The sequence below is a fragment of the Candidatus Zixiibacteriota bacterium genome, from assembly GCA_035574315.1.
GTDB lineage: Bacteria > Desulfobacterota > Binatia > UBA9968 > UBA9968 > DATLYW01.
In genome coordinates, this window is sequence record DATLYW010000037.1 from 60,234 (window position 1) to 86,199 (window position 25,966).

Genomic DNA, 25,966 nt, shown 5'->3' on the forward strand with positions numbered 1-25,966 from the left:
GCGGGCACCCTGGCCGCACCGCCTCCCCTGCGCAGCGGAGGCGACGATCGGGCCACTTCGATTAAACGCCGGTGCTCGATTGAACGGCGAAGCGGCGATAGGTCGACGAACGTTGCAATAATTGACTGCGGGCAACCCCCGTGTTACGAAGCAAAAACTTCGCGAGGAAGACACGTGGGGCTGAAATTCGAGGAGTTGAGATCGCTGGATCTGCGCCGATGCGCCAGCGCAGGAGATATCGTCGCCGCGATGCGCCACTGCGCCTTCGGAGCGCGCATGCTGGGAGAGATGGCGACGACTCTGCACCAGTTGATCCTCGACCGCGAGCGGCCTCTGGTGATCTACGACGGCCTGCCGGATTCCCCCCTGGGCCGTCTTCTCGCGCGCTTCGTCGAGCGCGGCTGGTGCCGCAAGATCCTCCGGCCCGAACAGTACGCCCGGCGCGCAAGCGGCAAGGAGACGGTGCTGGTGGTCGGCGGATTCTCTGAACGGCACGCCGACGCGGTCTACCGCAAGCCCTCGCGCGCGCTGTTCATCAATCAGTTCGATCTCGCCCGCCCCGGCCAGATCCGGGACGGCTACTTTCCCGACGCGGTCTTCGCCGATCCGCGGCTGGTGCTTCCGGTGATCGACTGCGCGCTTACGGAATGGCTGGACGGGCGGCGCTGGTCGGCGGGTCGGCTGCTCGCGAGCCTCGGCGCCTACGGCGGCGTCGCTTCGCAGGTCGCTCGGGCGGCAACCGCGCTGCAGCGGATGGTGCAGGATCGCGACTGTCTCCGCTTCCTGACCGTCAGCGGAGCGATGACGGTCGGCAAGATGGACCTGGTGATCTGCGACATGATCGAGCACGGTTTCATCGACGCGATCACCTCCACGGGCGCGCTCATGGCTCACGGCCTGGTGTCGTCGATCGGGCTCAAGCACTACAAGTACGATCCGTCCTACGACGACACGACGCTGGCGCGCCACCGCCTGAATCGCGTGACCGACACCCTGGAACCGGAAACCAACCTCGACAGCGTCGAAGAGGTGATCGGCAAGGTGATCGAGCCGATCGACGGATCACGCCCGATCAGCCCCGCGATCCTGAACCGGCACATCGGGCGATACCTCGCGCGCCGGTTTCCGCGGGAGCGCGGCATCCTGAAGTCCGCCTACCAGCACGGCGTTCCGGTCTTCGTTCCCGCCTTCGTCGACTCGGAGCTGGGAAACGATCTCTACATCCACAACCTCAAGCGCCGCCGGCGCGGCCGCAAGCCGATCCTGATCGACCACGAGATCGACAGCAGGGAGCTGATTCGCCTGGTGACCGGGGCGAAGCGATTCGGCATCTTCACGATCGGCGGCGGCGTGCCGCGCAACAACGTCCAGAACGTCGCCCCCTTGATCGAGATCATCAACGAGCGGCTGGGAGCGATCTATCCGGAGCGCCGCTTCCACTACGGCATTCGCATCTGCCCCGACCGGCCGCACTTCGGCCATCTGTCAGGGTGCACCTATTCGGAAAACGAGTCCTGGCGCAAGGCGGCGCCCGACGGCGTCTACGCGGAGGTGCAGGCGGACGCGACGCAGGTGTGGCCGTTTCTCGTGAAATTTCTGATGGACAACACCGCGGGCTCCGGCCGGACCGCCCGCGACGGCGAAAGGAGGAAGAAACCGTGAAGCCGCGGGCCATCCTGGTGTTCGTCTTCTGGACGCTTTTCCATGCGGACGCGCGATCGCAGGAAATCGTCGACATCGCCCACAGCGCGCTCTCGGCATCCCAGGCGATCCTGTTCGTCACCCGGGACGCCGGCATCTTCAGGAAGTACAACCTCGAACCGCGCATCATTTACATCGTCGGCGGGCCCACCAACACGGCGGCCTTGATCTCGGGGAGCGTCGACTTCAACATCTTCGCCGGCCCGGCCTCGGTCGCCGCCAATCTCGGAGGCGCGGATACCGTGCTCCTCATGACGTTCGTGAACACCCTCGAGCACGCGGTCTTCACGCACCCGTCGATCACGAAACCCTCCGATCTCAGGGGCAAGCGGATCGGCATCGCCCGGCCCGGCTCGGCTGACCACTACGCGGCGACCGTCGCGTTGAGAAAATGGAATCTCGATCCGGAAAAATCGGTGAACCTCATCTCGATCGGCGGTCCACCCGACCGCTACCTGGCGCTCCAGGCCGGGCGCGTGGACGCTATCCTCATCCAGCCCCCGCTGACGACCCGGGCCCAGAAGGCAGGCTTTCAGCGGCTCGCCGCTCTCGTCGACTTCGGCGTCGACTACGTCGGTACCTCGCTCGGCACCACCCGCGCCGTGATCCGGAAGAAAGAAGAGCTGGTGCGCCGCGTGGTCTCGGCTTTCGTCGAGGGCATTCATTTCTACAAGACCAACAAGGAAGCGAGCCTCAGGACGATCGCCAGGCTCATGAGAACCCAGGACGCGGAGGCTCTGGAGGAAGCCTACAGCGCGTATGCCGTGAAGTTCATGGCGCGCGTTCCCTACCCGACCACCAGGGGAGTGGAAGCCGTGCTCGAGGACCTGGCCAAGAACAACCCGAAGGCCAAAGGCGCGGACCCCCGCCGATTCGTCGAGCCGCGATTCTTAAAGGAGCTCGAGGACAGCGGCTTCATCAGCCGGCTCTACGGGAAATAGTCGCCGGAGACCCTCGGCTTCAGCGCGCGGGCTCGACGTCGAGCGCCGACCGTTCGGTGCCGACCGCGATCCGGTCGTGCACCTTGCGGATGCCGGATACCCCATGGGCGGCGCTCACGGCTGCGGCCCTCTGACTGTCGGATGCGACCCGGCCGCTCAGGTAAGCCGTGCTCCCGGTAACCGACACCTCGACACCGCGGACGGCCCGGGCATGGATCGCCTTGAGGATCTCGAATTCCAGCCGCTCGTCTCCGCGCTCGAGGTCGACTCGCGGGGCGGATTCGACGGCAACCCGGTCGATAACCGACGTGACAGCCGGCACCGCGCGCACCGCCCGCAGCGCCGCCTGCTTCTGGCGTTCGGTCGCCACGCGCCCCTCGAGACGGGCGATGCCGTCCTTGACGGAGACCCTGACCCCTTCGATCGCCCGGTTCGCGATCGCGCGCCGCGCCAGGTCCTCCGCGGAAGCCGAGCCATCGTTTTTATCGTCCGCCGGGAAAGGCCGGGCTGGGGCCCCACGTTCCGCAGTTGAATCCTTCGGCGCCGCGACGGCTGCAGAATCGGACAGCGACTCCGTCGGGATCTCGCGTTGGGCGGGAACAGGGGCCTGGTGTTCCGCTTCCCGAAGCGTGCTCGCGCCGGGCGGAACAGAGAGCGGCGCGTCGCGGTCGACTCTCGCCTGCGCCAGGCGCCGGCTGAGATCGGAGAGCGCGGAGTCGAAGCTCGGATAGAGCATGGCGCCTGCGACCGCGGTCGCGACCGCCGCAGCCGTCCCGCTCCAGAGCGCCGCACGGTCTCCCCGCCGCCGCCGGCCGGCGACCGTCGCCTCGAATTCCGGGAACTCCCTCCTTCCCTCCCCCGCCTCCACGGAGAGAAGAGAGGTTGGCGACGGCTGCGTGTCGGCCGGAGCGGCTTTTTTCGCACCGGGAAGCAGGCGAAGATCGACGGCTGCCTCCTCCACCATCGCCCGGCTCACTCGCTGCCGCGTTGTGGCGTACCCGGTGACCAGTGCCTGATCGCAAAGCAGGTTGATCAGCCGCGGCACCCCGCGGCTGTATTTCCACACCGCGCGGACCGCCCCCCGATCGAAAAGCGCTTCTCGCCCGCACCCGGCCCGCCTGAGGCGCATGCCGATGTAGCTGTCGACTTCCGCTTCTCCCAGGGATTTCAACCGCAACCACAACGCCACCCGCTGCCGCAACTGCCGCATGTCCGCTCCCGCCAACCGCTCCTCCAGCTCCGGCTGTCCCGCCAGCACCATCTGCAAGAGCTTTTCCTTTTCTGTCTCGAGATTGCTCAGCAGGCAGAGCCCCTCCAACGCCTCCTCGCTCAGCTCCTGCGCCTCGTCGATCAAAAGCGCCACCCGCCGACCCCTGCGCGCCCGGGACGCCAAATATTCCCGCAAACAGCCCCATGCCGCCCTCCACCCTTCGCCCATGTTCCCCAACCCAAGCTCCCCTCCTATCTCGCGCAACAACTCGTGGAATCCGACCTGGCCGCTCACCCCGCTCACGCAGGCCACATCGACGTCCTCTGCCAGCGCTCCCATCAGCCGCCGCAACAGCATCGTCTTGCCCGTCCCGACCTCCCCCACGAGCACCACGATCCCCTTGCCTTGCTCCACTCCGTAGCGCAACCCCGCAAACGCCTCCCGATAGATCTCGTTCTCGTAATAAAACCCAGGGTCCGGCGTCACGCTGAACGGCCGCTCGCGAAAACCGAAGTACTCCAGATACATCCCGGCCTCTCACCCGGCGAGCTTGTCGCCCTCCCCGGACGGAGCGCTCGCGCTGGCCCGCGCCGCAAGCACCGAAGCTCCCGGCGGGCGGCGTCGACCGTGGCGGCCGGTGAAGAGCGCGTGCAGGGCGCGCATGCTCCCCGGGTCGCAAAGCAGCCTTCTTTTCTCGGCCGCGGTAAGCGTCTCCAGTCCCAGCCTGAGCGCTTTCGACAGCAGTCCCCGATTCAGCGGCCGCGGAACGCTTCCCGCCCGGCCGCGAAGACGGAGGTGAAGGGCGTTGGCGTACGGATCCATGACGGCACGGGCGAATCCGCGGGCATCGGCCCGCTGCGCTTGCAGCTCCGCCAGAGTCTTCTCGAGGTCGAGCAGAACGGGCGGCGGCGCCGATTCTTCGGGAATCACGAACAGGCGCCAGCGCCTGAAGCGGCGGCCCAGGGCGACGCGGCTCGAATAGACGGAGAGCGTCGCCGAGAGCAACAGCGAGGCCGCTACGGGCGCGAGCCACCAGCCATAGAGCGTATTTACCCGCGTCACGATGCCGATCCAGAGAAGGGAAAAGAGCATCGACGTCCCGTGGTAGCGGAGGGCTTCCCCCCAGCCGATCTCGCAGTCCTCGCGCCGCTGGCTCCCCCACGCGATCCGGCGACCGAGGAGCGTGGCGACGACGAACTTGCTGTGGAACCACATCCGGACCGGCGCGAGCATCATCGAGATCACGATCTCCAGCGCCACGCTGGCGCAAAGCGCCGCGGCTCCCCCGAAAAGATCGGCGCGGCGCTGCCGGACGATCAGCGCGAGGGCGAGGAGCTTCGGGAGCAGCAGGAGCACGGCGGTCGTGCCGACCAGCGCGATCGCCCACTGCGGATTCCACCGGGGCCAGAGCGGAAACAACGCGGGCTGCGGCGAGAAGTAGCTGGGCGGCAGGAGCGCGTCGGCGGTGATTTCGGCGGTGCACAGCACGAGAAACAGGAACCACAGCAGCGCCGAAACGTAGGACATCACGCCCATGAGGAAGACGTCGCGATGTCCGCCCCGGATTCCGTCGCCCGCCAGCAATTTCAGGTGCTGCAGGTTTCCCTGGCACCACCGCCGGTCGCGCTTCAGCTCGTCGAGCAATGTGGGGGGCGTTTCCTCGTAGCTACCGGACGGCTCGCAGAAAAGCCACACTTCCCAGCCCCCACGGCCGATCAGCGCGGCCTCGACGAAGTCGTGGCTCAGGATTTCCCCGCCGAGCGGAGGCTTTCCCGGCAGGCGCGGCAGGCCGCAGTGAGCGATGAACGGCGCGATGCGCAGGATCGCGTTGTGGCCCCAATAGCAGCTTTCGCCGAGCTGCCAGAAATAAAGGCCGGCTGCGAGCATCGGCCCGTACGCCCGGTTGGCGAACTGCTGGACGCGGGCGAAGAGCGATTCCCGGTTAACGGTAGCGGGCAGCGACTGGAGAATGCCGACGCGCGGGTTGCGCTCCATCGTCCGCGCCATGCGGACGATGGTCTCGCCGCTCATCACGCTGTCCGCGTCGAGGACCGCCATGTAGTCGTAATCCCTTCCCCAGCGGCGCAGGAAATCCGCGATGTTGCCGCTCTTCCGCTTGATCCTGGCCCTGCGGTGCCGGTAGAAAAGGCGGCCGGAAGCTCCCAGTCGGCGGCACGCACGGGCCCAGGCGAGCTCTTCCTCCACCTGGATGTCCGGATCCGAGGTGTCACTGAGCACGAAAAAGTCGAAGCGGTCGATCTCTCCCGTGGCTTCGAGCGAGCGATAGACGGCTTCCAGGCCCGCGAAAACGCGCTCCACGTTTTCGTTGCAAATCGGCATCAGAACCGCCGTTCGCGAGCGCAGCGGAGCCCGCTCGCTCCCGCGCTCGAGCCCCGCCGTCACCGTCCGGGTGCCGTGTTTCCACAGCGTGGCGAAGCCGGCAACGGCCGTCCAGAAGCCGAGCGAGATCCAGGAGAACAGAACACCGAAAAGCGTAACGAGCATCAGCTCGGATCGGTCGAGCCATGGATAGGGAAAGGTCTGCGTCAGCGACCAGCTGGCGAGAACCGTCTGCGATGAGATCAGAAGCGCCAGCATGGCCCGCCGGCGCCGGACGCGCCGCTGCCAGTGGGGTCTCGCCTCCGGCGCCGCCGGCTTCTCCAACGGCGTTCGGAGCGTCGCACGGGCGAGCGCGCGCCACAGGCGCCGGATCGGGTTTCTCTCCATCCGGGGCGGGGAAATCGATATCCGGTGGATCGCCGGCATCGAGATCGGCCTGGGTTTCCTTCGCTCCCCGGAGTGCGGTTCGCCGTGGCGCTGGCCGTCGCTCGTGAGCGACCATGGCTCGATGCCGGTCCGGCGCGAATCCCCGTGACAGCGGAGCCAGCGTTCGGCCGCACGGCCGTCACGCCACACTCCGAGATTGTCCGACCGGTTGCGGCTGTCCGAACTGCCCATGAACCCCTGCTTCTCCTTGAACTATGGATCGACCCGGTACGCCCAGGTCTCGGTCAGCGTGTCGCCGCCGTTTTGCAGGAACGCGCGGAGCTCGAGCGGCTTGTCGCCGGGCGGCCTGATTTGAAACGCCGCTCGCCAGCCGCGCGTGACCGGGTTCTTGAAGACGTTCTGCTGGACGAGCTGGCCGTCGGCTCCGACGCTGATGACCGCCCGAACCGGAGCGCCCGCTGAAAGCGCCCGCAGTTTCCCGCCGTCGAAATCGACGACGAAACGCAGCAGATCCTCCCGGTCGCCTCTGCCGATACGCGTGGCGGTGGCCCGGCCGGAAGACGGTTCCAGCGGGTCCTCGCTCTGGAACTGGATGCGATAGGCGAAGTCGATCGGCTGGCCCACCTGCGGCAGAGACTTCGGGATCCAGTAGGCGACGATGTTGTCGTTGATTTCCTTCGGGCTCGGAATCTCGACGAGCTTGACGTATCCGGATCCCCAGTTGCCGATCGGCTTGATCCAGGCGTTGGGGCGCAGCTCGGGACGGGTTTCGAGGTCCTCGTAGCTCTGGAATCGCCGGTCACGCTGGAGCAGCCCGAAGCCGCGCGGGTTGTCGACGTGGAAATAGCTCACGCGCAATCGTTCCGGGTTCACGAGCGGCCTCCAGATCCACTCGCCCGTGCTGGAGGCGATCAGCAAGCCGTCGGAGTCGTGGACCTCGGGACGCCAGTCGCCGGTCCGCGCCTTCTCTTCCCCGAAAAGGAACATGCTGGTCAGAGGGGCGATTCCCAGCTCGCGCACCCGCCTGCGCTCGAAGAGACGCCCCCGCACCTCGACGACGGTTCGATCGCCGGGCCGTAACACGAATTCGTAAGCTCCCGCGAGGCTCGGGCTGTCGAGCAAGGCGTAGAGGCGGATTCGCTGCGCCGACCTGGCCGGGCGCTCGATCCAGAATTCCCTGAAACTGGGAAATTCCTCGCCGGTCGGAAGTCCGGTATCGATCGCCAGGCCGCGGGCGGAAAGCCCGAAGACCTGATGCCTCGCCACTGCGCGAAAATAACTGGCGCCGGCGAACACCAGCACGTGATTCTGCTCGCTCCGTCTGTAGAACGGGTAAGTGATGCGAAAGCCGGCAAACCCGAGGTCGACGGGAACGCGGCTGCCGAATTTATTGCGGCCGTAGTCGAAAAGCTTCGGGGAAAACGGCACCTTGTAGACGCCGTTTTCGTTCAGGACGTTGATGCCCACGCTGTGGGTGTAATAGAGGCCGGGGTGGATGAACTGGATCTGAAAATTTCCCCCGGAATCGCGCCACAACGAGTGCTCGGTCCGGAAACGAATGTCGCGGTACTCGTCGTAGGTCACCTGCTTCAGGAAATCGGGGATCTGCTGCGGCGGCCGGAACGCCTCCGCGGCAAGCTTCCGGGCGATCCGCGACACCTCGTCGAAGCCGAAACGGGCGTTGCCGAACGCAGGGGGCGCAAGGAGAAAGAGCGCCAGGCTCAAGCAGGACGCGCGTTTCCTGATCACTGCGTGAAAAAAAGCGAAGCCGGAACTCCAGCGCCGTTGCGGCCGGCTGGCGGCTTCAGGAGAATTGGACGCCATAAAAGATAAGTCCTTTTTGCGTACGGGCAAGCCCCATGCCATCGGCGGGAGGCCGGGTAAGCTACCGAAACATGGTTCTTGTGTTGCGGCGGGCGGCGCTACGGCACCCTCGATGCAGGGGTTGCCCTACAGGCACGGAGGGAAAATCCGCGAAATCGGGAGCGGTCGCGCTGACTCGGTCCTGACGGAACAACAACCGGGACAGGCGGAACGTGTGACGCAATCCGGTTACGGCCGCGGCGATCCTCGCGGAGTCCGTCGAGATTTCTCCACTGCCGAAAGAACCGAGCTTCGGAGCCGGAGCGCGGCAAAGGGAGAGGAGGTCTTCCGCCCGCCGCTCGAGTCGTTGCGGGAATGGCCAGGGGAGGCGCGGAAGCGATCCCGAAGCCGGCGCGCTCGACTTCCCACCGCGCTGCGAGAAGTGCGGCTTTTGAGGCGCTGCGCACGATTTCGCGCAAAGGAACAGCGCCGTGCGGCACGGCGCCTCTCGATCCGCCTGGACAAGCGGCCGGAAATCCTCTACAGAATGAAGGCGCACCTGAGGGCACAGGAGGGGCACGCTCGTCGCGATGCGGCAGGATTTGATCCGCAAGGGGTGGTTTCCCGCGTTCCTTTTCCTTCTCCCGATCCTGCTCTACGCCGGCTGTACGACCGGCGTCATACCCGCCACGGGGGAAAAGCGTTATCTCGGCTACAGCTGGGAGCAGGAGGTCAATCTCGGCCGCAAGGCGAGCAAGGAGGTGGCCGCGGCCTTCGGCCTCTATCGCGACCCGGGGCTCGAACGCTATGTCGAGGAAGTCGGACGACGGGTCCTGGCGCGAAGCCATCTCCGGCGGCCGGAAACGGACCCCGAGATTCGCAACACCCCGGTCACCTTCCAGATCCTCGACAGCCCCGTGATCAACGCCATGGCGCTTCCCGGAGGGCACATCTACGTCACCCGCGGAATGCTCGCTCACTTGAACAGCGAGGATCAGCTCGCCTCGGTTCTGGCGCACGAAATCGGCCACGTGAGCGCCCGCCATGCGTCGCGCCAGGCGTGGCAGCAACAGCTCGGACAGGGGCTTCTCCTGGGAGGCGCGCTCATCGGCCAGATCGTCGGCCTGCCCGCAGAACAGATTCTCAACCTCGGAGGAGCCGCGGCGCAGCTGATCTTTCTCCGCTACAGCCGCGAGGACGAGCTGGAGGCGGACCGCCTCGGCGTGGAGTACACCTCGCTCGCCGGATACGACCCGACCGCGGTCACGGGACTCTTTGAATCCCTCGATCGAATGCAGGAGAAGGAAGGTCAGGGGCTGCCCAATTTTCTGTCGACGCACCCCAATCCAGGAGACAGGATCGCCCGAATCCGGCAGTGGAGCAGCGGCCGGCGGAGCGAGCGCCCGCGGGACGGCCGGTACTTCGACGCGATCGACGGCATGGTGTTGGGGGAAGATCCGCGACACGGGTTCGTCGAGCGCGACGTCTTTTACCATCCGGATCTGCGCTTTCGCTTTCCCGTCCCGCGTGGCTTCCGCGTCGTGAACCAGCCTGCACAGGTGATCATGGTCGAAGGCGCCAGGCGCGCGATCCTCGGCTTTGCGTCATCCCCTGAAAAATCGCCCGAGGCGGCCGCTGCGCGATTCGCCCGGCAAGGCGGACTGCGTGTTCTCGACAACCGCCGAGCGCGCTCGAACGGGCTTCCCGCCGTCGCCCTGCTGGCGGATGCGAAGATGCAGAACGGGCGGGTCGCGAGGCTGCTCGCTTATTTCGTCGAGTTCGGCGGAAACGTCTACCATTTCGTCGGCTATACCTCTCCGGAAGCTTTCGGCGCGTTCCGGGGCGTATTCCTGCGGACGATGGAGGGCTTCGGAGAGCTGCGAGACCCGGCCATGCTGAGCCGCCAACCCGTGCGCCTCGCAACGCTGCGCGTCTCCCGCCCGGCACGGTTTCGCGCCTTGATCCCCCGGGGCGCTCCCGGCGAAATGACCCCGGAGGATCTCGCCATTCTGAACCAGGTGCGGCTCGACCAAATGATCGAGCCCGGCACGGTGCTGAAGTTTCCCCGTTCCTTTTGATCCCCGGCGGCCGCCCCGTCGAATGGAATCCGCCGCGCGATGTTGTATGATGGAGCGGGCCTGCGCCTTCCGGCCTTCGGCGTCCGGCCAACGGAGCGTCATCCGGCCGATGCCGAGCGCCGGTCGAAACTCATGGCATCCCATTCATCCGAGAGTGCGACCCTGTCGCAGGGAGCCGACGGGACGGTCCGCTGCTCCGGCGCGTGGAAGGCGGGCAACGTGCCGGAGCTGGAGCGCCGGGTCGCCGCGCTGCGGCCGCCCGCCGCCGGCGGGCAGATCTGGGAGATGGGCGGGATCACCGCGATGGACACAGCGGGAGCCTGGCTCGTGCGCCGCTCGATTCGCCGTTTGGAGCAACGCGGCGCGCGCGTGGAGCTTCGCGGCCTCCGTCCGGAGTTCGACGAGCTGATCCGCTGGGTGTCGCGCAACGGCTCGCCGGAGGATACCGCGGCCGGCAGGCGGAAAGCGGGTCTCGTCGAAAGCCTGGGCCGCCTCGCGTGGGAGATTCAGGCCCAGGCCTTCGGCTTTCTCTCGTTCCTCGGACAGAGCATGCTGGTGCTGGCGCGGCTCGCCGTTGCGCCGCACCGGATGCGCTGGCAGGCGTTTTTTTACAACCTCAAGGCCGGCGGACTGGAGGCGATTCCGATCGTGGGTTTGCTTTCGTTCCTGATGGGAATCGTCATCGCGTATCAGGCGGCGGTGCAGCTGCGGCCGTACGGGGCGAACGTCTTCATCGTCGAGTTCGTGGGAATCGCCATGCTCCGGGAGATCGCCCCGGTGATCACCGCGATCATCGTCGCCGGCCGCTCCGGCTCCGCTTACACGGCGCAGATCGGTACGATGGAAGTGACCGAAGAGGTCGACGCGCTGCACACGCTGGGAATCGGGCCGCTGGAGCTGCTTGTCGTCCCGAAGGTGCTCGCGCTCGCGCTGGCGCTGCCGCTGCTGACGGCGTTCGCCGACGTGACCGGCGTGCTCGGCGGAATGGTCGTGGCCAGCACGCAGCTGAACGTCCCTTTCGACGTGTTCCTCGACCGCTTCAAGAGCGTCATCTCCCTCACCAATTATCTGATCGGCGTCGGCAAAGCCCCCGTCTTCGCGTTCATCATCGCGATGATCGGGTGCTACCAGGGATTTCGGGTGAGCGGCAGCGCCGAAAGCGTCGGCCGCCATACCACGATCAGCGTCGTTCAGGCCATTTTTCTCGTGATCGTCTTCGACGCGCTCTTTTCGATCCTCCTCAGCTGGATGGGGATCGGGCTCTTCGCGTAACGGCCATGGATTCGAACGGACGGGAAGCGGTCGTGGAGGTCCGGGACGTCAGCACCCGCTTCGGCGCCGCCGTGGTTCACGATCGCATCAGCCTGACGGTGTACCGCGGCGAGATCTTCGCAGTGGTCGGCGCCAGCGGCAGCGGCAAGTCCATGCTGCTGCGCGAGATCATCATGCTGCGCCGGCCGGACGCCGGGTCGATCCGGCTGCTGGGCCGCGAGGTGACGACACTGCACGAGACGGATGCGCTCGATCTCAAGCGTCGCATCGGCGTGCTCTTCCAGCACGGCGCGTTGTTCAGCGCTCTGACGGTGGCGGAGAACATCGCCGTGCCGCTCCGGGAGCATACCCGCTTGAGCGCGGACTTCATTCGCGAGATAGTGGCGATCAAGCTCGACTGGGTACGCTTTCCGCGCGACAGCGTTCACAAGTACCCGAGCGAGCTGAGCGGAGGCATGCTCAAGCGGGCGGCTCTGGCCCGGGCCATTGCGCTGGATCCGGAGCTGATTTTTCTCGACGAGCCCACGGCCGGCCTGGACCCTGCCAGCGCGTCGGCGCTGGACGAGCTGATCCGGCAGCTGAAATCGATTCTGGGCCTCACGGTAGTGATGGTGACCCACGATCTGGATTCGCTCTGGCAGGTCGCGGACCGCGTCGGCGTTCTCGGCGACGGGAGAATCCTTCAGGTCGGCACGATGGAGGAGCTGTCGCGGTCGGACCACCCGGCGGTGGCGGAATACTTTCGCGGCGTCCGCGGCCGCGCGGCGCGGGAGCAGGCATGGAACCAAAGGTAAGCTACACCCTGGTCGGCGCCTTCGTTCTGGTCTTCGGAGCGGTGCTGATCGTCATCGTCCTGTGGCTGGTGAAAAAAGGGCCGCAGGTTCGCTACCGGGATTATCGGGCTTATTTTCGGGAGTCGGTGTCGGGATTGAACGAAAACGCGGCGGTGAAATATAAAGGAGTCAACGTCGGCAGGGTGAAGGAGATCCGGCTCGACCCGCAGGATCCCGAACGGGTCCGGCTCACCCTCGAGATCGACGCCGGCGCCCCGATCAAGGAAGATACCGTGGCGACGCTGGGCAGCCAGGGATTGACCGGTTTGGCGTTCGTCGAGCTTTCCGGCGGGACGCGCGAGGCTCCGCTGCTGGAGGCGCGGCCCGGCGAGGACGTTCCAGTGATCCGGACGCGGCCGTCGCTGTTCATGCGGCTGGATCAGTCGGCCTCCACGCTGCTCGCAAACCTCAACCGGGTCGCCGAGAGTATGGCCGAGCTGACCGACGAGGAGGGTCGCCGGTCGCTCAGGCAGATCGTCCGGGATGTCGGCCATCTGGCCGCCGGCCTGAAGGAGCGCGAAAAGCAGCTCGGGCAGCTCTTCGCCAGCGCGGACCGGACGCTCGAGAGCGCTCGCGAGGTCACGGCCGAGCTTCCGGCCCTGGTCGCGCGCGTGTCGCGTGCGGTCGGCGCGCTCGAGGAGATGGCGGAGCAGATCGGCCGGACCGGCAAAACGGTGGACGCGATGGTTGCGGGGAGCCGGGAAGACGTCCGGCGCTTCACCAACGAGACGCTGGCAGAGACCGGCGTTCTCGTCGCCGATCTGCGCCGCCTGACCGAACGGCTGCAACGAATTGCACGCGAGGTGGAGCAAAATCCGAGGTCGCTCCTCTTCGGCCGCCGGCCGCCCCCGCCGGGGCCGGGGGAATAGGATGGGGTCGCCCGAAATCCGCCGGATCGTTGCGCTCACCCTGGCCGTCGCCTGGGTCTCGGCCTGCGCGGTTTTTCCCGAGGCACCGAATCGCCCGACCAGCCGTTACCGGCTCGCCCTTGACGGCGCCAACCCGGTGTCGTGGCCGCAGTGCCCGTCTCCCGCCGGCGTCCTGGTCGTGAGCGCGCTGCGCGACGAAGCCGCAGTAGCCTCCAACGGGATCGCATACCTCCTGCGGCCGCACGAGGTGAAATACTACGCCTACAGCCAGTGGGTGGAGGACCCCGCGCGCCAGCTTCTGCCTCTCGTGATCCAGGCCCTCGAGCGGACCAACTGCTGGACCACGGTCACGCACGCGGAAAGCGGGTTGCGCGCGGACTATCGGCTCGACGCGGAGATCCTGCAATGGCAGCAGGAATTCTTTCCCACACCGAGCCGGGTGCGGCTCGCCTTTCGCGCCGAGCTGGTGGCGCCGTCGGAGCGCGCCATCGTCGCCTCCCGACGTTTCGAGCTGGTCGAGGAGGCCGAAACCGGCGACGCCTACGGGGCGGTCATCGCGAGCAACCGGGCCGTCAACCGCTGGCTGCTGGCGCTCGCCGAGTGGGCGAAGGCGGCCGCTTCGCAGAGACGCTGAACGCAGCCGTGGCGTGGGCTTATCTCGTGATCGCCGGCATCCTGGAGGTCTGCTGGGCGATCGGCCTCAAATACAGCGACGGCTTCGCGCGGCCGTGGCCGTCCGTCGCGACCGTGGCGGCGATGGCCGCAAGCTTTTATTTTCTGGCGCTGGCCGTGAAGGCGATTCCGGTGGGGACCGCCTACGCCGTCTGGACGGGGATCGGCGCCGCGGGCACCGCAATGCTGGGCATGCTGCTCTTCTCCGAGTCGGCGGCGCCCGGGCGCTGGTTGTCCATCGCGCTGATCGTCGCGGGAATCGTCGGCCTGCGGCTGAGCTCCGAGTAGCCCCGCACCACGAAAGAGGTGACGAACGCCTCGACGAGGGCCGCCAGCAGCAGCAACGGCACGATCACGCTCCAGAAGAGCCTGAGGCCGTTGCCGAGATCGTTCGTCAGGCTCGACTCGAAGCTTCCGAAAAGGCGCTTCAGCGCCCGGCTCCCGATCAGGATGCCGGCGCTGGCGCCGAGCAGAACCGCGGGAAGCTCGAAGATCCCGTGCGGCGCGATCGCGAGCAGCGACAATGCCACCCCGCGCGCCTGGATCGAGGCGTAGAAGACGAAGCCCAGCGCGAAGCCGTTGAGCAGCAGGAAGCCGACCGGGAGAACGGCGCCGGCGAAGCCGAGCACGAGCACGAGCAGGGTCTTGAGGCCGTTGTTGAGGAAGATCGCGAGCGCGAGCGCGGGCTTCGGCAGCGCCCCCAGAGTCCGGGCGAAGACCCGGAGCGATTCGCGAAACGCAGATCCGAACTCGAGCGTGTGCGCCGCCGCCAGCGCGCCGATGATCGCGCCCGCCGCCAGCAGCGAGACGCTGATCTTCAAGTGGGGCTGGAGCTGCCGAAGATAAGCGCGTTGTTCCGGCCGGAGCATGGTCCCGCGATGATAGCAGATCGCTCCCGGGAATTCACCCGCTCCCGCCGCTTGACAAGAGCCGGCCCGCTCCATATGGTTCGTGGCCGAAGGACAGGCCCGCCATGGTGATCGATTGCCACGCCCACGTCATGCCCAAGAGCTGGTTCGATCCGAAGTCGCCGCCGTCGATCTTCGATCTGGACCGCCTGTTTCGCGAGCAGGACGAGGCCGGGGTCGACCTCACCGTCTTCGGCAACAACTGGATCCGCTCGCCGCAGGGCGCCGATCCGCTGCGTGTGGTCAAGGAGTTCAACGAGCACGCCGCGGAGCTGACCTCCAGGCACCCCAGGCGACTCCTCGGCCTCGCCTGCTCGGTGCCGTTCGACGACGGCGAGATTCTCAAGGAGACCGAGCGGGCGATCAAGCAGTACCGGCTGAAGGGCATCATGATCAATTCCAGCGTCAACGGGGAATACCTCGACTCGCCGCGCGCCGAGCCGTTTTTCGCCCTGGTGTCCGAGCTGGACGTGCCGCTCTTCGTGCATCCGCCGAAGTTCACGATCGGCAACGAGAAGATGGAGATCTTCAGGCTGCCGGAGATGCTCGGCCGTCCGTTCGACACCACGCTGTCGCTCACGCGCTTCATCTTCAGCGGCGGCTTCGAGCGCTTTCCGAACCTGAAGATGGTTTGCGCTCACGTGGGGGGCGCGCTCCCGATGCTGCCGGGGCGCTACGGCTTCGGATACGAGCTGAGAAAAGATTCGACCTTCGGGCCGTGGGAGCCCGACGTGATGACCCGTCCCCCCGCCTCTTATATCGAGCAGCTCTACTTCGACACGGTCTGCTATCACCCCCCCGCCGTGCAGTGCGCTATCGATACGGTCGGCGTCGATCACGTGGTATTCGGCAGCGACTCTCCGCCGGTCCCGCTCCCGCTCGCCCGGGCCGTGGATACGGTGCGGCGGCTCCGCATTGCGGAAAGCGACAAGCAAAAGATTCTCGGCGGCAACGCGGCCCGGTTGCTTCGCCTGGCGGTCTGAGCGGCGTTCTCCTACCAGCCGGCGGCGGCGACTTCGGCGATCGCCTGCAACGCCCGCTCGATATCCTCGCGATCGACGTCGAGGTGCGTCACCATGCGCACCCGCGTGCGATCGACGGGGCCGCCGAGAACCCTGCGCTCGGCGAGCCGCGCGAGGAACTCCGCAGCGGTGAGCCCGGTCTCGCCCACGTCGTAGAGCACGATGTTGGTCTGGACTTTACGCTCGTCGATGCGGATGCGCGGCAGCCGCGCCAGGCCGGCGGCGAGCGCCCGCGCGTTCTCGTGATCGATGTGCAGCCGCTTGGGCCCCTCTTCGAGCGCCACCAGACCGGCCGCGGCGAGCACGCCGACCTGGCGCATCCCGCCGCCGAGCATCTTGCGCAGCACGCGGCAGCGCTCGATGAAGTCGCGCGACCCGACGATCATGGAGCCGACCGGCGCGCCGAGGCCTTTGCTCAGGCAGAACTGAACGGAATCGCACTTGCGCGTCATCTCGGCCACGTCCTCGCCTAGATAGACGGCGGCGTTGAAGATGCGCGCCCCGTCGAGGTGCACCCGGAGCCCGGCCTCGTGAGCGCGATCGCAGATTTCGTGCACGAGCGGAGTCGGATAGACTGTCCCTCCGGCCATGTTGTGCGTGTTCTCGAGCGCCACCAGGGCGGTCTGCGGCCGGTAATAGGCCTTCTCCCGGATCGCCGGCGCGATCCGCTCCCACGTGAGGATGCCGTCCTCCCCGGCGACGACCCGGGGCAGCACGCCGGCGATCGCCGACATCGAAGCCATCTCGTAGTTGTAGACGTGCCCGGCGGCTTCGCAGATCACCTCCTGCCCGCGCGTGGTCTGTGCCATGAGACAGACGAGGTTTCCCATCGATCCGGACGGCACGAACAGCCCCGCCTCGCGGCCGAAGATCTCCGCGGCGCGCGCCTGGAGGCGGTTCACCGTCGGGTCTTCGAGGTAGACGTCGTCGCCAACCTCGGCTTCCGCCATGGCGCGCCGCATCGCCGGCGACGGCCTGGTCACCGTGTCGCTTCGCAAGTCGATCACTTTCTCGCCCATACTCCCCTCCGGAGCCCGGGCCCCGCGGCGGCCGGTCGCTAACGCACGCCGTCTTCGATCTCCCGGATGACCTCCTGCGCGAGCGACGGCCGGACGAACGCGTTGTAGATCGCGTCGTTCTGCAGCCACATGATGTCGGCCCGCTGCCGCACCGCCTCGCGCATCTCGTGCTGCAGGTGCGGCTCCATGCAATAGCGCCGGATCACGTCGATGACCATGCGCCCGTGTCCCTCGTCGTGGTACTCGTGCGCCCGGAAGAAATCCAGGCTCTCCCTGGGAATCCACGGATAGTGGCGCTCCAACGCCTCGCGCTCCTCGCGCATGCGCTGCGGCCCCCCGCCCTCGAAGACCAGGCCCGTGCCGATCGCCACCGCCCAGTGGCTCTGCTGGACCAGCGAAACGTACATCTCGAGAGCCGCCCGGACGGCCGGCAGAGGCTCGTAGCTCAGGATGTCGTCGCGCGCGATTCCCAGCCCTTCGGCGAACCGGACCCAGAGCTCCCGGTGGCTCGGATACTTGCCGCCGAAGAGGTCCTCGCCTTCCTCCTCGACCATGTTCTCGAGCAGCATGCGACGCAGCTCGGGAACCGGGCACTTTTGATAACGGATGCCGAAGAAGCGATGGATGTTGCGGAACTCGTGGAACTGGTTCATCGCCCACGCTTGCAGCTGCTCTCGCGTGAGCCTGCCCGAAAGCAGCAGCTGGCGGACGGGATGAACCCGCGGGTGGCGCTCCCGCAGCGCCCGCTGGAGATCCTCGATCAGCTCGTCCGGCTGTAGCAAAGCGGTCATAACTCCTCCTCCGGCCCAGGAATCCGTGGTATCCGGCGCCCTCAGCCTAGCGCTGAACCGCCGCCGCAATCAACAGGCCCCGGGCGCCGCGCGCGGTTGTCTTTGGTCCCGTCGTTGACTAACATAGAGCCGTGGTTTCCGTGTCGCTGCGCGGCCTGACGAAACGGTACGGCTCCGTCACCGCGGTCGACGGAGCGAACCTGGACGTCCGCGCCGGCGAGCTGCTCGTGGTCGTCGGCGAGAGCGGCTGCGGCAAGACGACGACGCTGCGGCTGATCGCGGGTCTGGAGCAGCCCGATGCCGGCACGATCTTCATCGGCGGCGTGCCGGTGAACGATGTTCCAGTCGGGCGGCGCGGTGTCCAGATGATCTTCCAGAGCTACGCGCTCTGGCCGCACATGAAAGTCTTCGACGAGAAGCGCTACACCAACCTGACGCTGCCCCTCAAGGTCCGGAAATGGCCGGCCGAGCGGATCGCCGGGTTCCTCCGCCCCCTGGCCGAGAAGCTCGGCATCGACCGGTCGTTCTTCCTGAGAAAGCCGCCGGAGCTTTCCGGCGGCGAGCAGCAGCGCGTCGCCCTGGGGCGCGCCATGGCGACGTCGCCGCGCATCCTGCTCATGGACGAGCCCCTGAGCAACATCGATCCGCCCAACCGGCTCAAGATGCGCGCCGAGATCGTCAGGTTTCACCGCGAGCACCGGCTCACGACCGTCTACGTCACCCACAATCTGGCCGACGGGATCGCGCTGGCGGACCGCATCGCGGTCATGCGGCTGGGCCGGTTCGAGCAGGTCGACACGCCGGAGAACCTGCTGCGCCGGCCTGACACCCAGTATGTCGCCGACTTCTTCGAAGCGGAGCGCCTCAGGAAGCGGCCGGTCCTCGAAGGAGCCTGATGCGTCCCGGGCTCGCGGCGTCGCTGCTCCTCGCTGCGCTCGGCGCCGCAGCCACCGCGGCCGGGGCCTCCTGCCGCGACCCGGACGTCGCCGGCGGATTTCCACGGCAGGCTCATGCCGCGAGCCCCGACGCGCTGATCGAGTACTTCGGCCACAACTTCTTCCAGATCACGAGCAAGCGGGGCACCCGGATCGTCACCGACCCGCTGGCCCCCGGGATGCACCCGACTCCGGCGCTGAGGCCCCACGTGGTCACGATCGGCCGCGAGCACCCCAACCACAATTATGTCCAGCTGGTGCAGGGCAATCCGGTGATTCTTCGGGGCCTGGTCGACTACGGCGCGGAATGGAACAAGATCAGCACGACGGTGGGGGACGTGCTGATCTACTCGCTGCCGATCTACCAGCAGCAGTTCGGCAACGCACTCAAGGGCGCCGCCTTCGTTTTCGACCTGGGCCTCCTCTGCATCGCTCATCTGGGCGACCTCAGCCACAAGCTCGCGCCGAGCCAGCTCAAGGCCCTGGGGAAGGTGGACGTGGCCATGATTCCGATCGGCGGCACCTTCACGATGCCGCCGGCGACGGCGCGGGAGGTGCTCGATCAGCTGAAACCCAAGATCGCCATTCCGATGCACTACCGCGAAGACATGGCGCTGCTGGGCATGTTCCTGGAGGGGCTGCCCCACCGGCGCCTTGGAACCCACAGCTTTCCCGTGAGCAAGAGCGCTCTCCCCGCCCGCACCGAAATCGTCGTGCTCAGCCCCTGGGCCGGGAGGGAAGACCGTTGAGACGGCGGCCGGCCGTCAGATCTTGAAAGCCTCCAGGGTCTCTCGGGCGAACAGCTCGTCGAGAACGAGCGGCGCCGCGACAAGCCCTTGCTCGTGCAGATAGCCGTTGAGGGTTTCGAGATTCCGGCGGTTGGGCTCGAGGCCGTAGGGCCAGTAATCCTCCCCCATCAGGTCGCGGATCTCCTCGTATTCCGCCGCCGTCCACGGCAGGCTCACGCGCAGCACGTTGGTATCGTAGAGCTCGCGCATGCACCGATCCTTCGCCTCGCAAAACGCCTTGTAGAGCGCTTGCGCCACCCAGGGAAAAGCCTCGTAGACGGCCCGGCGAACGACGACGACGTGCATCAACGGGAACAAGCCGGTGCGCCGGTAGTAGTCCATCTCCGCTCGCTTGTAGTCGGGAAACAGCCGGCGTACCTTCGGGGAGCCGGCGACGAAGCAGCTCGGCATGCGCGGCGACATCATGGCGTCGATCTCGCCCGTTTCGATCATGTCGTTGAGCGTGCGGTCCGGAATGCTTTCGATCCGGATGCGCGGAGGCAGCTCGAAATCGACCCGATCCTTGCGGCCCGGATGCTCTTCGCCCGCCTGGACCCAGAAGATCTCCTCCGGCGCGACGCCGTACTCGTGCTGGAGCAGGCCGCGCAGCCACACGGCGGCGGTCATGCTGTACTCCGGTACGCCGACACGCTTGCCGCGCAGGTCCTCGGGACGCGTGATCCCGCGCTCGGCGTTCACGAAAATGCAACGGTGGCGAAACGTCCTGGAGGGGAAAACCGGGATCGCCACGAAAGGCCGCCGGCCGCGTCCCGCGGCGATCAGCAGCGCGCCGAGCGAGAGCTCCGACGCGTCGAACTCCTCGTATTTCATCATGCGCCAGAAGATCTCCTCGACCGGCATCACCAGGTAGTTGAGGTCGATCCCTTCGGGTTTGACCGCGCCTTCCCGCAGGGGCCGCGTGCGGTCGTAGTCTTCGCAGGCGAGGGTCAGCAGGATCCTTTTCATGGCGCCGCTCCCGACGTCACGAACGCTGCGCTTCGTCGACGAGCTTCACGAAATGCTGCAGCTCGTTCACGAGCCCGCCGTGCCTCTTCTGGGCCAGCGTGGCGGCGAGATAGGCGCTGCCGAGGCAGATCCCGGTCGCTCCGGCCTGGACGTAGTCCTTGACGTTGTCGAGGCCGACCCCGCCGGAGACCATGAAGCGCATCTCCGGGAACGGGCCGGCCATCTGGCGAAGGAAGAGCGGTCCGCCGACGCAGTCCGCCGGGAAGATCTTCACGAGGTCCGCTCCCGCCCGGTGCGCCGCGAGGGCCTCGGTCGGCGTGGCCGCGCCGGGGATGCAGGCGGCGCCCGCTTCGTGGCAGACCGGGACCAGCTCCAGCTCGAGGGTCGGGGCGACGATGAACTCAGCCCCCGCCTCGAGAGCCTGGCGCGCCTGCTCCTTGGTGAGCACGGTTCCGGCCCCCACGCGAAGCTGGCCCTGGCGCGCCAGTGTCCTGATGATGTCCAGCGCTCCGGGGACGCTGGAAGTGATCTCGATGAACTTCACTCCGCTTTCCGCCACGGCCCGGGCGATGGCGAGCGCGTCCTCGGAGGTCCGGGAGCGCACCACCGCGACCAGACGCCGGCGTTCCATCTCGCGCACGATCTCCCCTCGTTCCATCACGCAAAAACTCCTAGCTGAGGCTCAGCCCTCCGTCCACGATCAGAGTCTGTCCCGTGACGAAGTCTCCGCCCGTGATCAATCCCAGGATCGCTGCGGCGACGTCGTCCGGGCTGGCGATGCGCCGGAGCGGGTAGGCGTTTGCCGCCTTGGCCACGACCTCGCGGTACTCCGCGCCGAAATGTCCGCTCATCCAGGGCGTGTCCGTGAAGGCCGGTGCGACGCAGTTGACGCGGACGCGCGGCGCCAGCGCCACCGCCAGTCCCCGCGTGAGGTAGATCAGGGCCGCCTTCGCCGTACCGTAGGCGAGCGAGGAGATCGTCGGCGGGGCAAGGATTCCGGAGATGGACGAGACGTTGACGACCATTCCTTCGGCCTCCGCCAGGAGCGGCGCGGCGGCGCGCGTGGCGCGAAACGCTCCCTTGACGTTCACGTCGAGGATCTCGTCCCAGATCTCGTCAGTAAGCCCGTCGAGATCGGAGAGCGCCACCCAATGCGTGAGCCCCGCGTTGTTGACCAGGACGTCGAGCCGGCCGAAATGATCGCGCACCCGATCGACCATCCGTCTCACTTCGTCGTCGCGCTTGAGGTCCGCCTGTACCGCCAGCGATTTCACGCCGTCCCGCTCCATCCGGGCGGCGAGGTCCACGGCTTCCCTGGCGGACTTCCGGTAATGGATCGCCACGCCGGCGATTCCCGCCGCGCAGAGCATGCGCACGACCGCTCCGCCGATACCACCCGCGCCCCCGGTCACGAGAGCCACCCTGCCGTCGAGTTTCATGATCCGCTCCAGGGGCGGCCAAGGCCGCCCGTCTTCAATGTGCCGCCGCGCGGTTCAGCAGTCGGAAAGGCCGAAGGTTCTGTCGATCGACACGAAAAACGGGACCTGCCAACCTGGAACTTCGAACGCTCTTTATTTCCGCGCCTCTCGCCGCCGCAGCGCGGCGGTTTCCTCCTCGTCGATCGTCCAGTCCTCCGGTAGCCGCACGAGCGCGGCGGGATCGCCGCGATAGCGGATCGCCACGCCGTACGCTTCCCGCGCCTGCTCCGGCGAGACGTACCCTTCGATCACGTCCCAGAGCACCCTGGCCGGCTCGCGCTCGAGCGGGTCGCCGAAGCCCCCGCCGCCGGGCAGGTTCAGATGAACGACGTCGTCGTTCTTGAGATCGACCATCGCCTTGGGATGCAACCGCGTGCCGTCGTGCAGAAAAACCTCTCCCGGCGCCCCCTCCTTGCCCCCGAGCAGGCCGGGCGCCGGGTACTTCGTCCGGTCGGCGATCGAGCTTACGCTCCAGCGCCCCCGCCCGCGCCGCGCGAACTCGGTGCACTGGCCGAGCCCGCCGCGCCATTTTCCCGGCCCGCCCGAATCGCGGCGCAGCTCGCGCTTCTCCAGCACCACGGGGGAAAGGCTCTCGATCACTTCCGCGGGCACGCCCGCCACCCCGCTCGGAAATCCGACCGCGCTCAGACCGTCCTTGGACGGCCGCGCGCCGGTGCCCCCTACCTGGAAGACGGTCAGCGTGAAAGGCGGGTTATCGCCGCGCCACACGCTCAACCAGATCGGGTCCGCCCCCGGCGCCATCAGTCGGCCCGGGAGGGCTCCCGAAAGGGCGGCGAAAATCGCGCTCGGCAGGAAGTGGCCGATCACCTGGCGGCTCGCCACCGGCGCCGGCTCGAGCGCGTTGAGAATGCTTCCCGGAGGCGCGCTGACGCGCACCGGCCTGAAGCTTCCCTCGTTGTGCGGCACCTCCGGGCAGATCGCCGCCTTGATCGCGAAGCTCGCGTATGCGTGGGTGTAGTTGAAAACCACGTTGATGCCGCGCGAGCTCTGCGGCGAGGAGCCCGCGAAATCGATCGCGATCTCGCCGTCGCCGACGGTCACGGCGCAGCGGATGAGGATCGGCTCCTCGAAACCGTCGCTCCAGGTCTCGCTCGTCCAGCGACCGCGCGGCAGCTTGCGGATCTCGCGCCGCACCGCCTCTTCCGAGCGGCGCACGATCTCGTCGGCGATCGGATCGATGCTTTCGAGCCCGAACTCGTCCATCATCTCGAGCAGCGCCCGCCCCCCGGCGTCGTTGCAGGCGGTCTGGGCGTAGAAGTCGCCGATCACCTCGTCGGGTTGCCGCACGTTGGCGCGCACGATCTGCATGAGGATCTCGTTGGGCGCGCCGCGGTCGAAGAGCTTCATGATCGGCAGGCGCAGCCCTTCCTCGTAGACCTCGCGCGCTTCGGCCGACAGAATCCGTCCGCCGATGTCGGCGCTGTGGCAGGTATTGGCGAACAACGCCACCGGCCGGCCGTCCTTGAAGATCGGCGTCGTGATCGTGATGTCGTTGATCTGGCCGGCGGTCATCCAGGGATCGTTGGTGATCAGCACGTCGCCGGGCGCCAGCTTCTCGGGCGGAAAGGCGGCCAGGAAATGCTTCATCGACGTGGCCATCGCGTTGATGTGGCCGGGAGTGCCGCTGATCGACTGCGCGATCATCCGCCCGCGCATGTCGAACAGACCGCAGGCGAGGTCCTGGCTCTCGCGCACGATCGTGCTGAAGGCGGTGCGGATCAAGGCGTCCTGCTGCTCGTTCGCGACCGACAGCAGCCGGCTCCAGATGACCTCCAGCGTGATCGGATCTATCGCTTTAGCTCCCATTTCTGAACTCGACGATAATGTTGAGGTGTCGATCCACGACCGCGTGGCCGCGTGCGCCGATGATCAGCGTCGACTCCCGCTCCTCGACGATCGCCGGCCCTTCCAGGACGGCGCCGGGCGAAAGCGCGTATCGGTCGAAGACCGGCGTCTCGACGAAACCGCCGCGCTCGGGGAAATAGGCGCGCCGCGAGCCCTTGCGGGCGCCCGCGGCCGATCCGCCGCGCGGGAGCTCGATCTCGGCCTCCGGCACCGGGCCGGTTGCGACCACGCGCCAGTTGATGATCTCAAGGGGAACGTCCGGGCCGCGCCTGCCGTAGAGCGCCCGGTAGGCGGTCTCGAACGCCGCGGCGATCTCCGGGACATGGCCCGCGCCGAGCCGCCCGCCCGGAAGCGGCACCGAGACCTCGTGCCCCTGGCCCACGTAACGCATATCGGCGGTCCGCTGATAAGAGATCTCCCCGGGCGCGAGTCCCGAGCTTTCCAGCACCGCTCTGCCCTCCTCGGCCATCTCGTCGAGCAACCGGTTCGCCAGCGCCCAATCCTGGTTGTCGAGGCGGCTGTAGGCGCTGCGCACGAAGTCGAAGGCCAGCGGTGCGGAAAGCAGGCCGAACGTCGAGCCGACGCCGGCGCCGAACGGCGAGATCAACGCGGGGAGGCGAAGAATCTCGGCGACGCGATAGCCGTGCACCGGCCCGGCCCCGCCGAAAGCGTAGAGCGGCATGCGGCGCGGATCCTTGCCGCGCTCGCCGAGGTGCGCGCGCGCGGCGTTGGCCATGTTCTCGTTGACGATCTGATGGATGCCCCAGGCGGTTTCCTCGGCGCTTTTCCCCAGGGCGGCGCCGAGGCGCGCGAGGGCGGCGCGGGCGCCTTCGTGGTCGAGCGCCATCCTGCCGCCGAGGAAGTAACCGGCGTCGAGATAACCCAGAATCAGATCGGCGTCCGTCACCGTCGGCTCGGTTCCTCCCCGGCCGTAGCAAACCGGTCCCGGATCGGCGCCGGCGCTTTCCGGCCCGACCTTCAACAGGCCCAGAGAGTCGACGCGGGCGATGCTGCCGCCGCCGGCGCCGATCTCGATCATGTCGATTACGGGAATGCGGATGGGCAGGCCGCTCCCCTTGCGGAAGCGGTAGACGCGGTCGACCTCGAACTCGTGAGCCTTCAGCGGTCGCCCGCCCGCGATGGCGCAGAGCTTGGCGGTCGTGCCTCCCATGTCGAAGGACAGCAGATCGCGATGGCCGCAGCGCGCGCCCGCCCGGGCCGCCGCCAGCGCCCCCGCGGCCGGGCCCGACTCGAGAAGGCGAACGGGAAAGCGCGCCGCGGTCTCGCGGGTGGCGATCCCGCCGCTCGACAGCATCACGAAGAAACTCCCCCCAAAGCCGATGCGATCGAGGCGCCGCTGCAGCTCGGCGAGATAGGAGGAGACCCGTTCCTGGACGTAGACGTTGGCGAGGGTGGTGCTCGAGCGCTGGAACTCGCGGATCTCGGCGACCACCTCGGAGCTGAGCGAGACGCGGATCTCGGGCGCCACTTCCGCGATGATCTCGGCCGTGCGGCGCTCGTGCGCCGGGTTGCGAAAGCTGTTCAGATAGGAGACCGCGATCGCCCGCACGCCCCGGTCGCGCAACTCGGCGACGAGCCGCCGCACGAACTCCTCGTCGAGAGGTCGCAGCACCGACCCGTCGGCGGCCACCCGCTCGGGGACGTCGAAGCGCAGGTGGCGCGGCACCAGGGGCCTGGGCAGCTCGAGGTTGAGGTCGTAGAGCTCGTAGCGGTGCTCCCGCCCGATCTCGACCGCGTCGCGGAAGCCGCGGGTGGTGAGCAGCGCGGTGCGCGCCCCCTTGCGCTCGATCAGCGCATTGGTGACCAGCGTGGTGCCGTGGATCAGGACCCCTCGCTTCCCGTCGCGGCCCTCGGCCAGCGCCGGCCCGAGCACGTTTTCCACGGCCAGGCTCGGGTCACCGGGGGTGGTGAGCGTCTTTCCGATGACCGCCCGCCCGTCCTCGCCGACGAGCAGCATATCGGTGAAAGTACCGCCGATGTCGATGCCGACACGAAACATGATCGCTTTCCCGCTGCGCGATATGCGATATCACTTCCCCGGAGGCCGGACGCGCGCTACCGAATGC

21 protein-coding genes and 1 pseudogene are annotated in these 25,966 nt (G+C 67.3%); 11 read left to right on the forward strand and 11 right to left on the reverse strand.

The window, feature by feature from the left end; translation table 11 throughout:
- Window positions 1–174: 174 nt before the first annotated feature.
- Together VNN77_12980 and VNN77_12985 are read left to right on the forward strand one after the other, a co-directional pair.
- The gene (locus VNN77_12980) at window positions 175–1,662 is read left to right on the forward strand and encodes a deoxyhypusine synthase family protein (GenBank protein ID HXG52303.1); all 1,488 of its coding nucleotides are present in this window, start codon (window positions 175–177) and stop codon (window positions 1,660–1,662) included.
- Window positions 1,659–2,642: an ABC transporter substrate-binding protein gene (locus VNN77_12985; protein ID HXG52304.1), complete on the forward strand. Its 984-nt coding sequence runs from the start codon at window positions 1,659–1,661 to the stop codon at window positions 2,640–2,642. The genes VNN77_12980 and VNN77_12985 overlap by 4 nt, the downstream gene beginning before the upstream one ends.
- A 19-nt stretch (window positions 2,643–2,661) precedes the next feature.
- Here the strand turns inward: VNN77_12985 and VNN77_12990 are convergent, their stop codons facing one another.
- Genes VNN77_12990 through VNN77_13000 form a run of 3 tightly spaced genes read right to left on the reverse strand, consistent with a single transcriptional unit; the run spans window position 2,662 to window position 8,304 of the window.
- On the reverse strand, window positions 2,662–4,380 hold the full coding sequence (locus VNN77_12990; GenBank protein HXG52305.1) for an AAA family ATPase: 1,719 nt from the start codon (window positions 4,378–4,380) through the stop codon (window positions 2,662–2,664).
- Between the two features lie 9 nt (window positions 4,381–4,389).
- Entirely contained in the window at window positions 4,390–6,810 is a 2,421-nt protein-coding gene (gene mdoH / locus VNN77_12995) for a glucans biosynthesis glucosyltransferase MdoH (GenBank protein HXG52306.1), read from the reverse strand.
- Between the two features lie 21 nt (window positions 6,811–6,831).
- Entirely contained in the window at window positions 6,832–8,304 is a 1,473-nt protein-coding gene (locus VNN77_13000; GenBank protein ID HXG52307.1) for a glucan biosynthesis protein G, read from the reverse strand.
- A 668-nt stretch (window positions 8,305–8,972) separates the two neighbouring features.
- Between VNN77_13000 and VNN77_13005 the strand changes: the two genes are divergently transcribed.
- The 6 genes from VNN77_13005 (at window position 8,973) to sugE (ending at window position 14,394) form a co-directional block, all read left to right on the forward strand.
- Window positions 8,973–10,460 (forward strand): M48 family metalloprotease, encoded by a 1,488-nt coding sequence (locus VNN77_13005; protein HXG52308.1) that lies wholly within the window; start codon window positions 8,973–8,975, stop codon window positions 10,458–10,460.
- A gap of 132 nt (window positions 10,461–10,592) precedes the next feature.
- Window positions 10,593–11,732, forward strand: coding sequence for an MlaE family lipid ABC transporter permease subunit (locus VNN77_13010; protein HXG52309.1), 1,140 nt, complete (start codon window positions 10,593–10,595; stop codon window positions 11,730–11,732).
- Between the two features lie 5 nt (window positions 11,733–11,737).
- Entirely contained in the window at window positions 11,738–12,526 is a 789-nt protein-coding gene (locus tag VNN77_13015) for an ATP-binding cassette domain-containing protein (protein HXG52310.1), read from the forward strand.
- Complete coding sequence (locus VNN77_13020) at window positions 12,511–13,434, forward strand: MlaD family protein (protein HXG52311.1); 924 nt, start codon at window positions 12,511–12,513, stop codon at window positions 13,432–13,434. Before VNN77_13015 ends, VNN77_13020 begins: the two co-directional genes overlap by 16 nt.
- 1 nt (window position 13,435) lies before the next feature.
- Window positions 13,436–14,068 carry an ABC-type transport auxiliary lipoprotein family protein gene (locus VNN77_13025; GenBank protein ID HXG52312.1) on the forward strand — a complete coding sequence of 211 codons (633 nt, stop codon included), beginning with the start codon at window positions 13,436–13,438 and terminating at the stop codon, window positions 14,066–14,068.
- Window positions 14,069–14,076: 8 nt separating this feature from the next.
- Window positions 14,077–14,394, forward strand: coding sequence for a quaternary ammonium compound efflux SMR transporter SugE (gene sugE, locus VNN77_13030; GenBank protein HXG52313.1), 318 nt, complete (start codon window positions 14,077–14,079; stop codon window positions 14,392–14,394).
- 26 nt (window positions 14,395–14,420) lie between these two features.
- Here sugE and VNN77_13035 read toward each other — a convergent pair.
- Window positions 14,421–15,050 (reverse strand): annotated as a pseudogene (locus VNN77_13035) (stage II sporulation protein M).
- Window positions 15,051–15,079: 29 nt separating this feature from the next.
- Here VNN77_13035 and VNN77_13040 point away from each other — a divergent pair.
- Entirely contained in the window at window positions 15,080–15,997 is a 918-nt protein-coding gene (locus VNN77_13040) for an amidohydrolase family protein (GenBank protein HXG52314.1), read from the forward strand.
- An 11-nt stretch (window positions 15,998–16,008) separates the two neighbouring features.
- Here the strand turns inward: VNN77_13040 and VNN77_13045 are convergent, their stop codons facing one another.
- Window positions 16,009–17,055 (reverse strand): GntG family PLP-dependent aldolase, encoded by a 1,047-nt coding sequence (locus tag VNN77_13045; protein ID HXG52315.1) that lies wholly within the window; start codon window positions 17,053–17,055, stop codon window positions 16,009–16,011.
- Between the two features lie 38 nt (window positions 17,056–17,093).
- Complete coding sequence (locus tag VNN77_13050; protein HXG52316.1) at window positions 17,094–17,846, reverse strand: iron-containing redox enzyme family protein; 753 nt, start codon at window positions 17,844–17,846, stop codon at window positions 17,094–17,096.
- Window positions 17,847–17,986: 140 nt separating this feature from the next.
- Here VNN77_13050 and VNN77_13055 point away from each other — a divergent pair, with 140 nt between their 5' ends.
- On the forward strand, window positions 17,987–18,742 hold the full coding sequence (locus VNN77_13055; protein ID HXG52317.1) for an ABC transporter ATP-binding protein: 756 nt from the start codon (window positions 17,987–17,989) through the stop codon (window positions 18,740–18,742).
- Window positions 18,742–19,530 carry an MBL fold metallo-hydrolase gene (locus VNN77_13060; GenBank protein HXG52318.1) on the forward strand — a complete coding sequence of 263 codons (789 nt, stop codon included), beginning with the start codon at window positions 18,742–18,744 and terminating at the stop codon, window positions 19,528–19,530. Before VNN77_13055 ends, VNN77_13060 begins: the two co-directional genes overlap by 1 nt.
- 15 nt (window positions 19,531–19,545) lie before the next feature.
- Here the strand turns inward: VNN77_13060 and VNN77_13065 are convergent, their stop codons facing one another.
- The 5 genes from VNN77_13065 to VNN77_13085 all read right to left on the reverse strand — a co-directional run bounded on the left by VNN77_13065 (window position 19,546) and on the right by VNN77_13085 (window position 25,899).
- Entirely contained in the window at window positions 19,546–20,535 is a 990-nt protein-coding gene (locus tag VNN77_13065) for an ABC transporter substrate-binding protein (protein HXG52319.1), read from the reverse strand.
- A 16-nt stretch (window positions 20,536–20,551) separates the two neighbouring features.
- Complete coding sequence (locus VNN77_13070; protein ID HXG52320.1) at window positions 20,552–21,193, reverse strand: bifunctional 4-hydroxy-2-oxoglutarate aldolase/2-dehydro-3-deoxy-phosphogluconate aldolase; 642 nt, start codon at window positions 21,191–21,193, stop codon at window positions 20,552–20,554.
- A 13-nt stretch (window positions 21,194–21,206) separates the two neighbouring features.
- A complete protein-coding gene (locus tag VNN77_13075) occupies window positions 21,207–21,974 on the reverse strand; it encodes an SDR family oxidoreductase (protein HXG52321.1) in 768 nt (255 codons plus the stop codon).
- Window positions 21,975–22,106: 132 nt separating this feature from the next.
- Window positions 22,107–23,840 (reverse strand): hydantoinase B/oxoprolinase family protein, encoded by a 1,734-nt coding sequence (locus tag VNN77_13080; protein ID HXG52322.1) that lies wholly within the window; start codon window positions 23,838–23,840, stop codon window positions 22,107–22,109.
- Window positions 23,830–25,899, reverse strand: a complete 2,070-nt coding sequence (locus VNN77_13085) for a hydantoinase/oxoprolinase family protein (protein HXG52323.1) — start codon at window positions 25,897–25,899, stop codon at window positions 23,830–23,832. Before VNN77_13085 ends, VNN77_13080 begins: the two co-directional genes overlap by 11 nt.
- Window positions 25,900–25,966 lie beyond the last annotated feature (67 nt).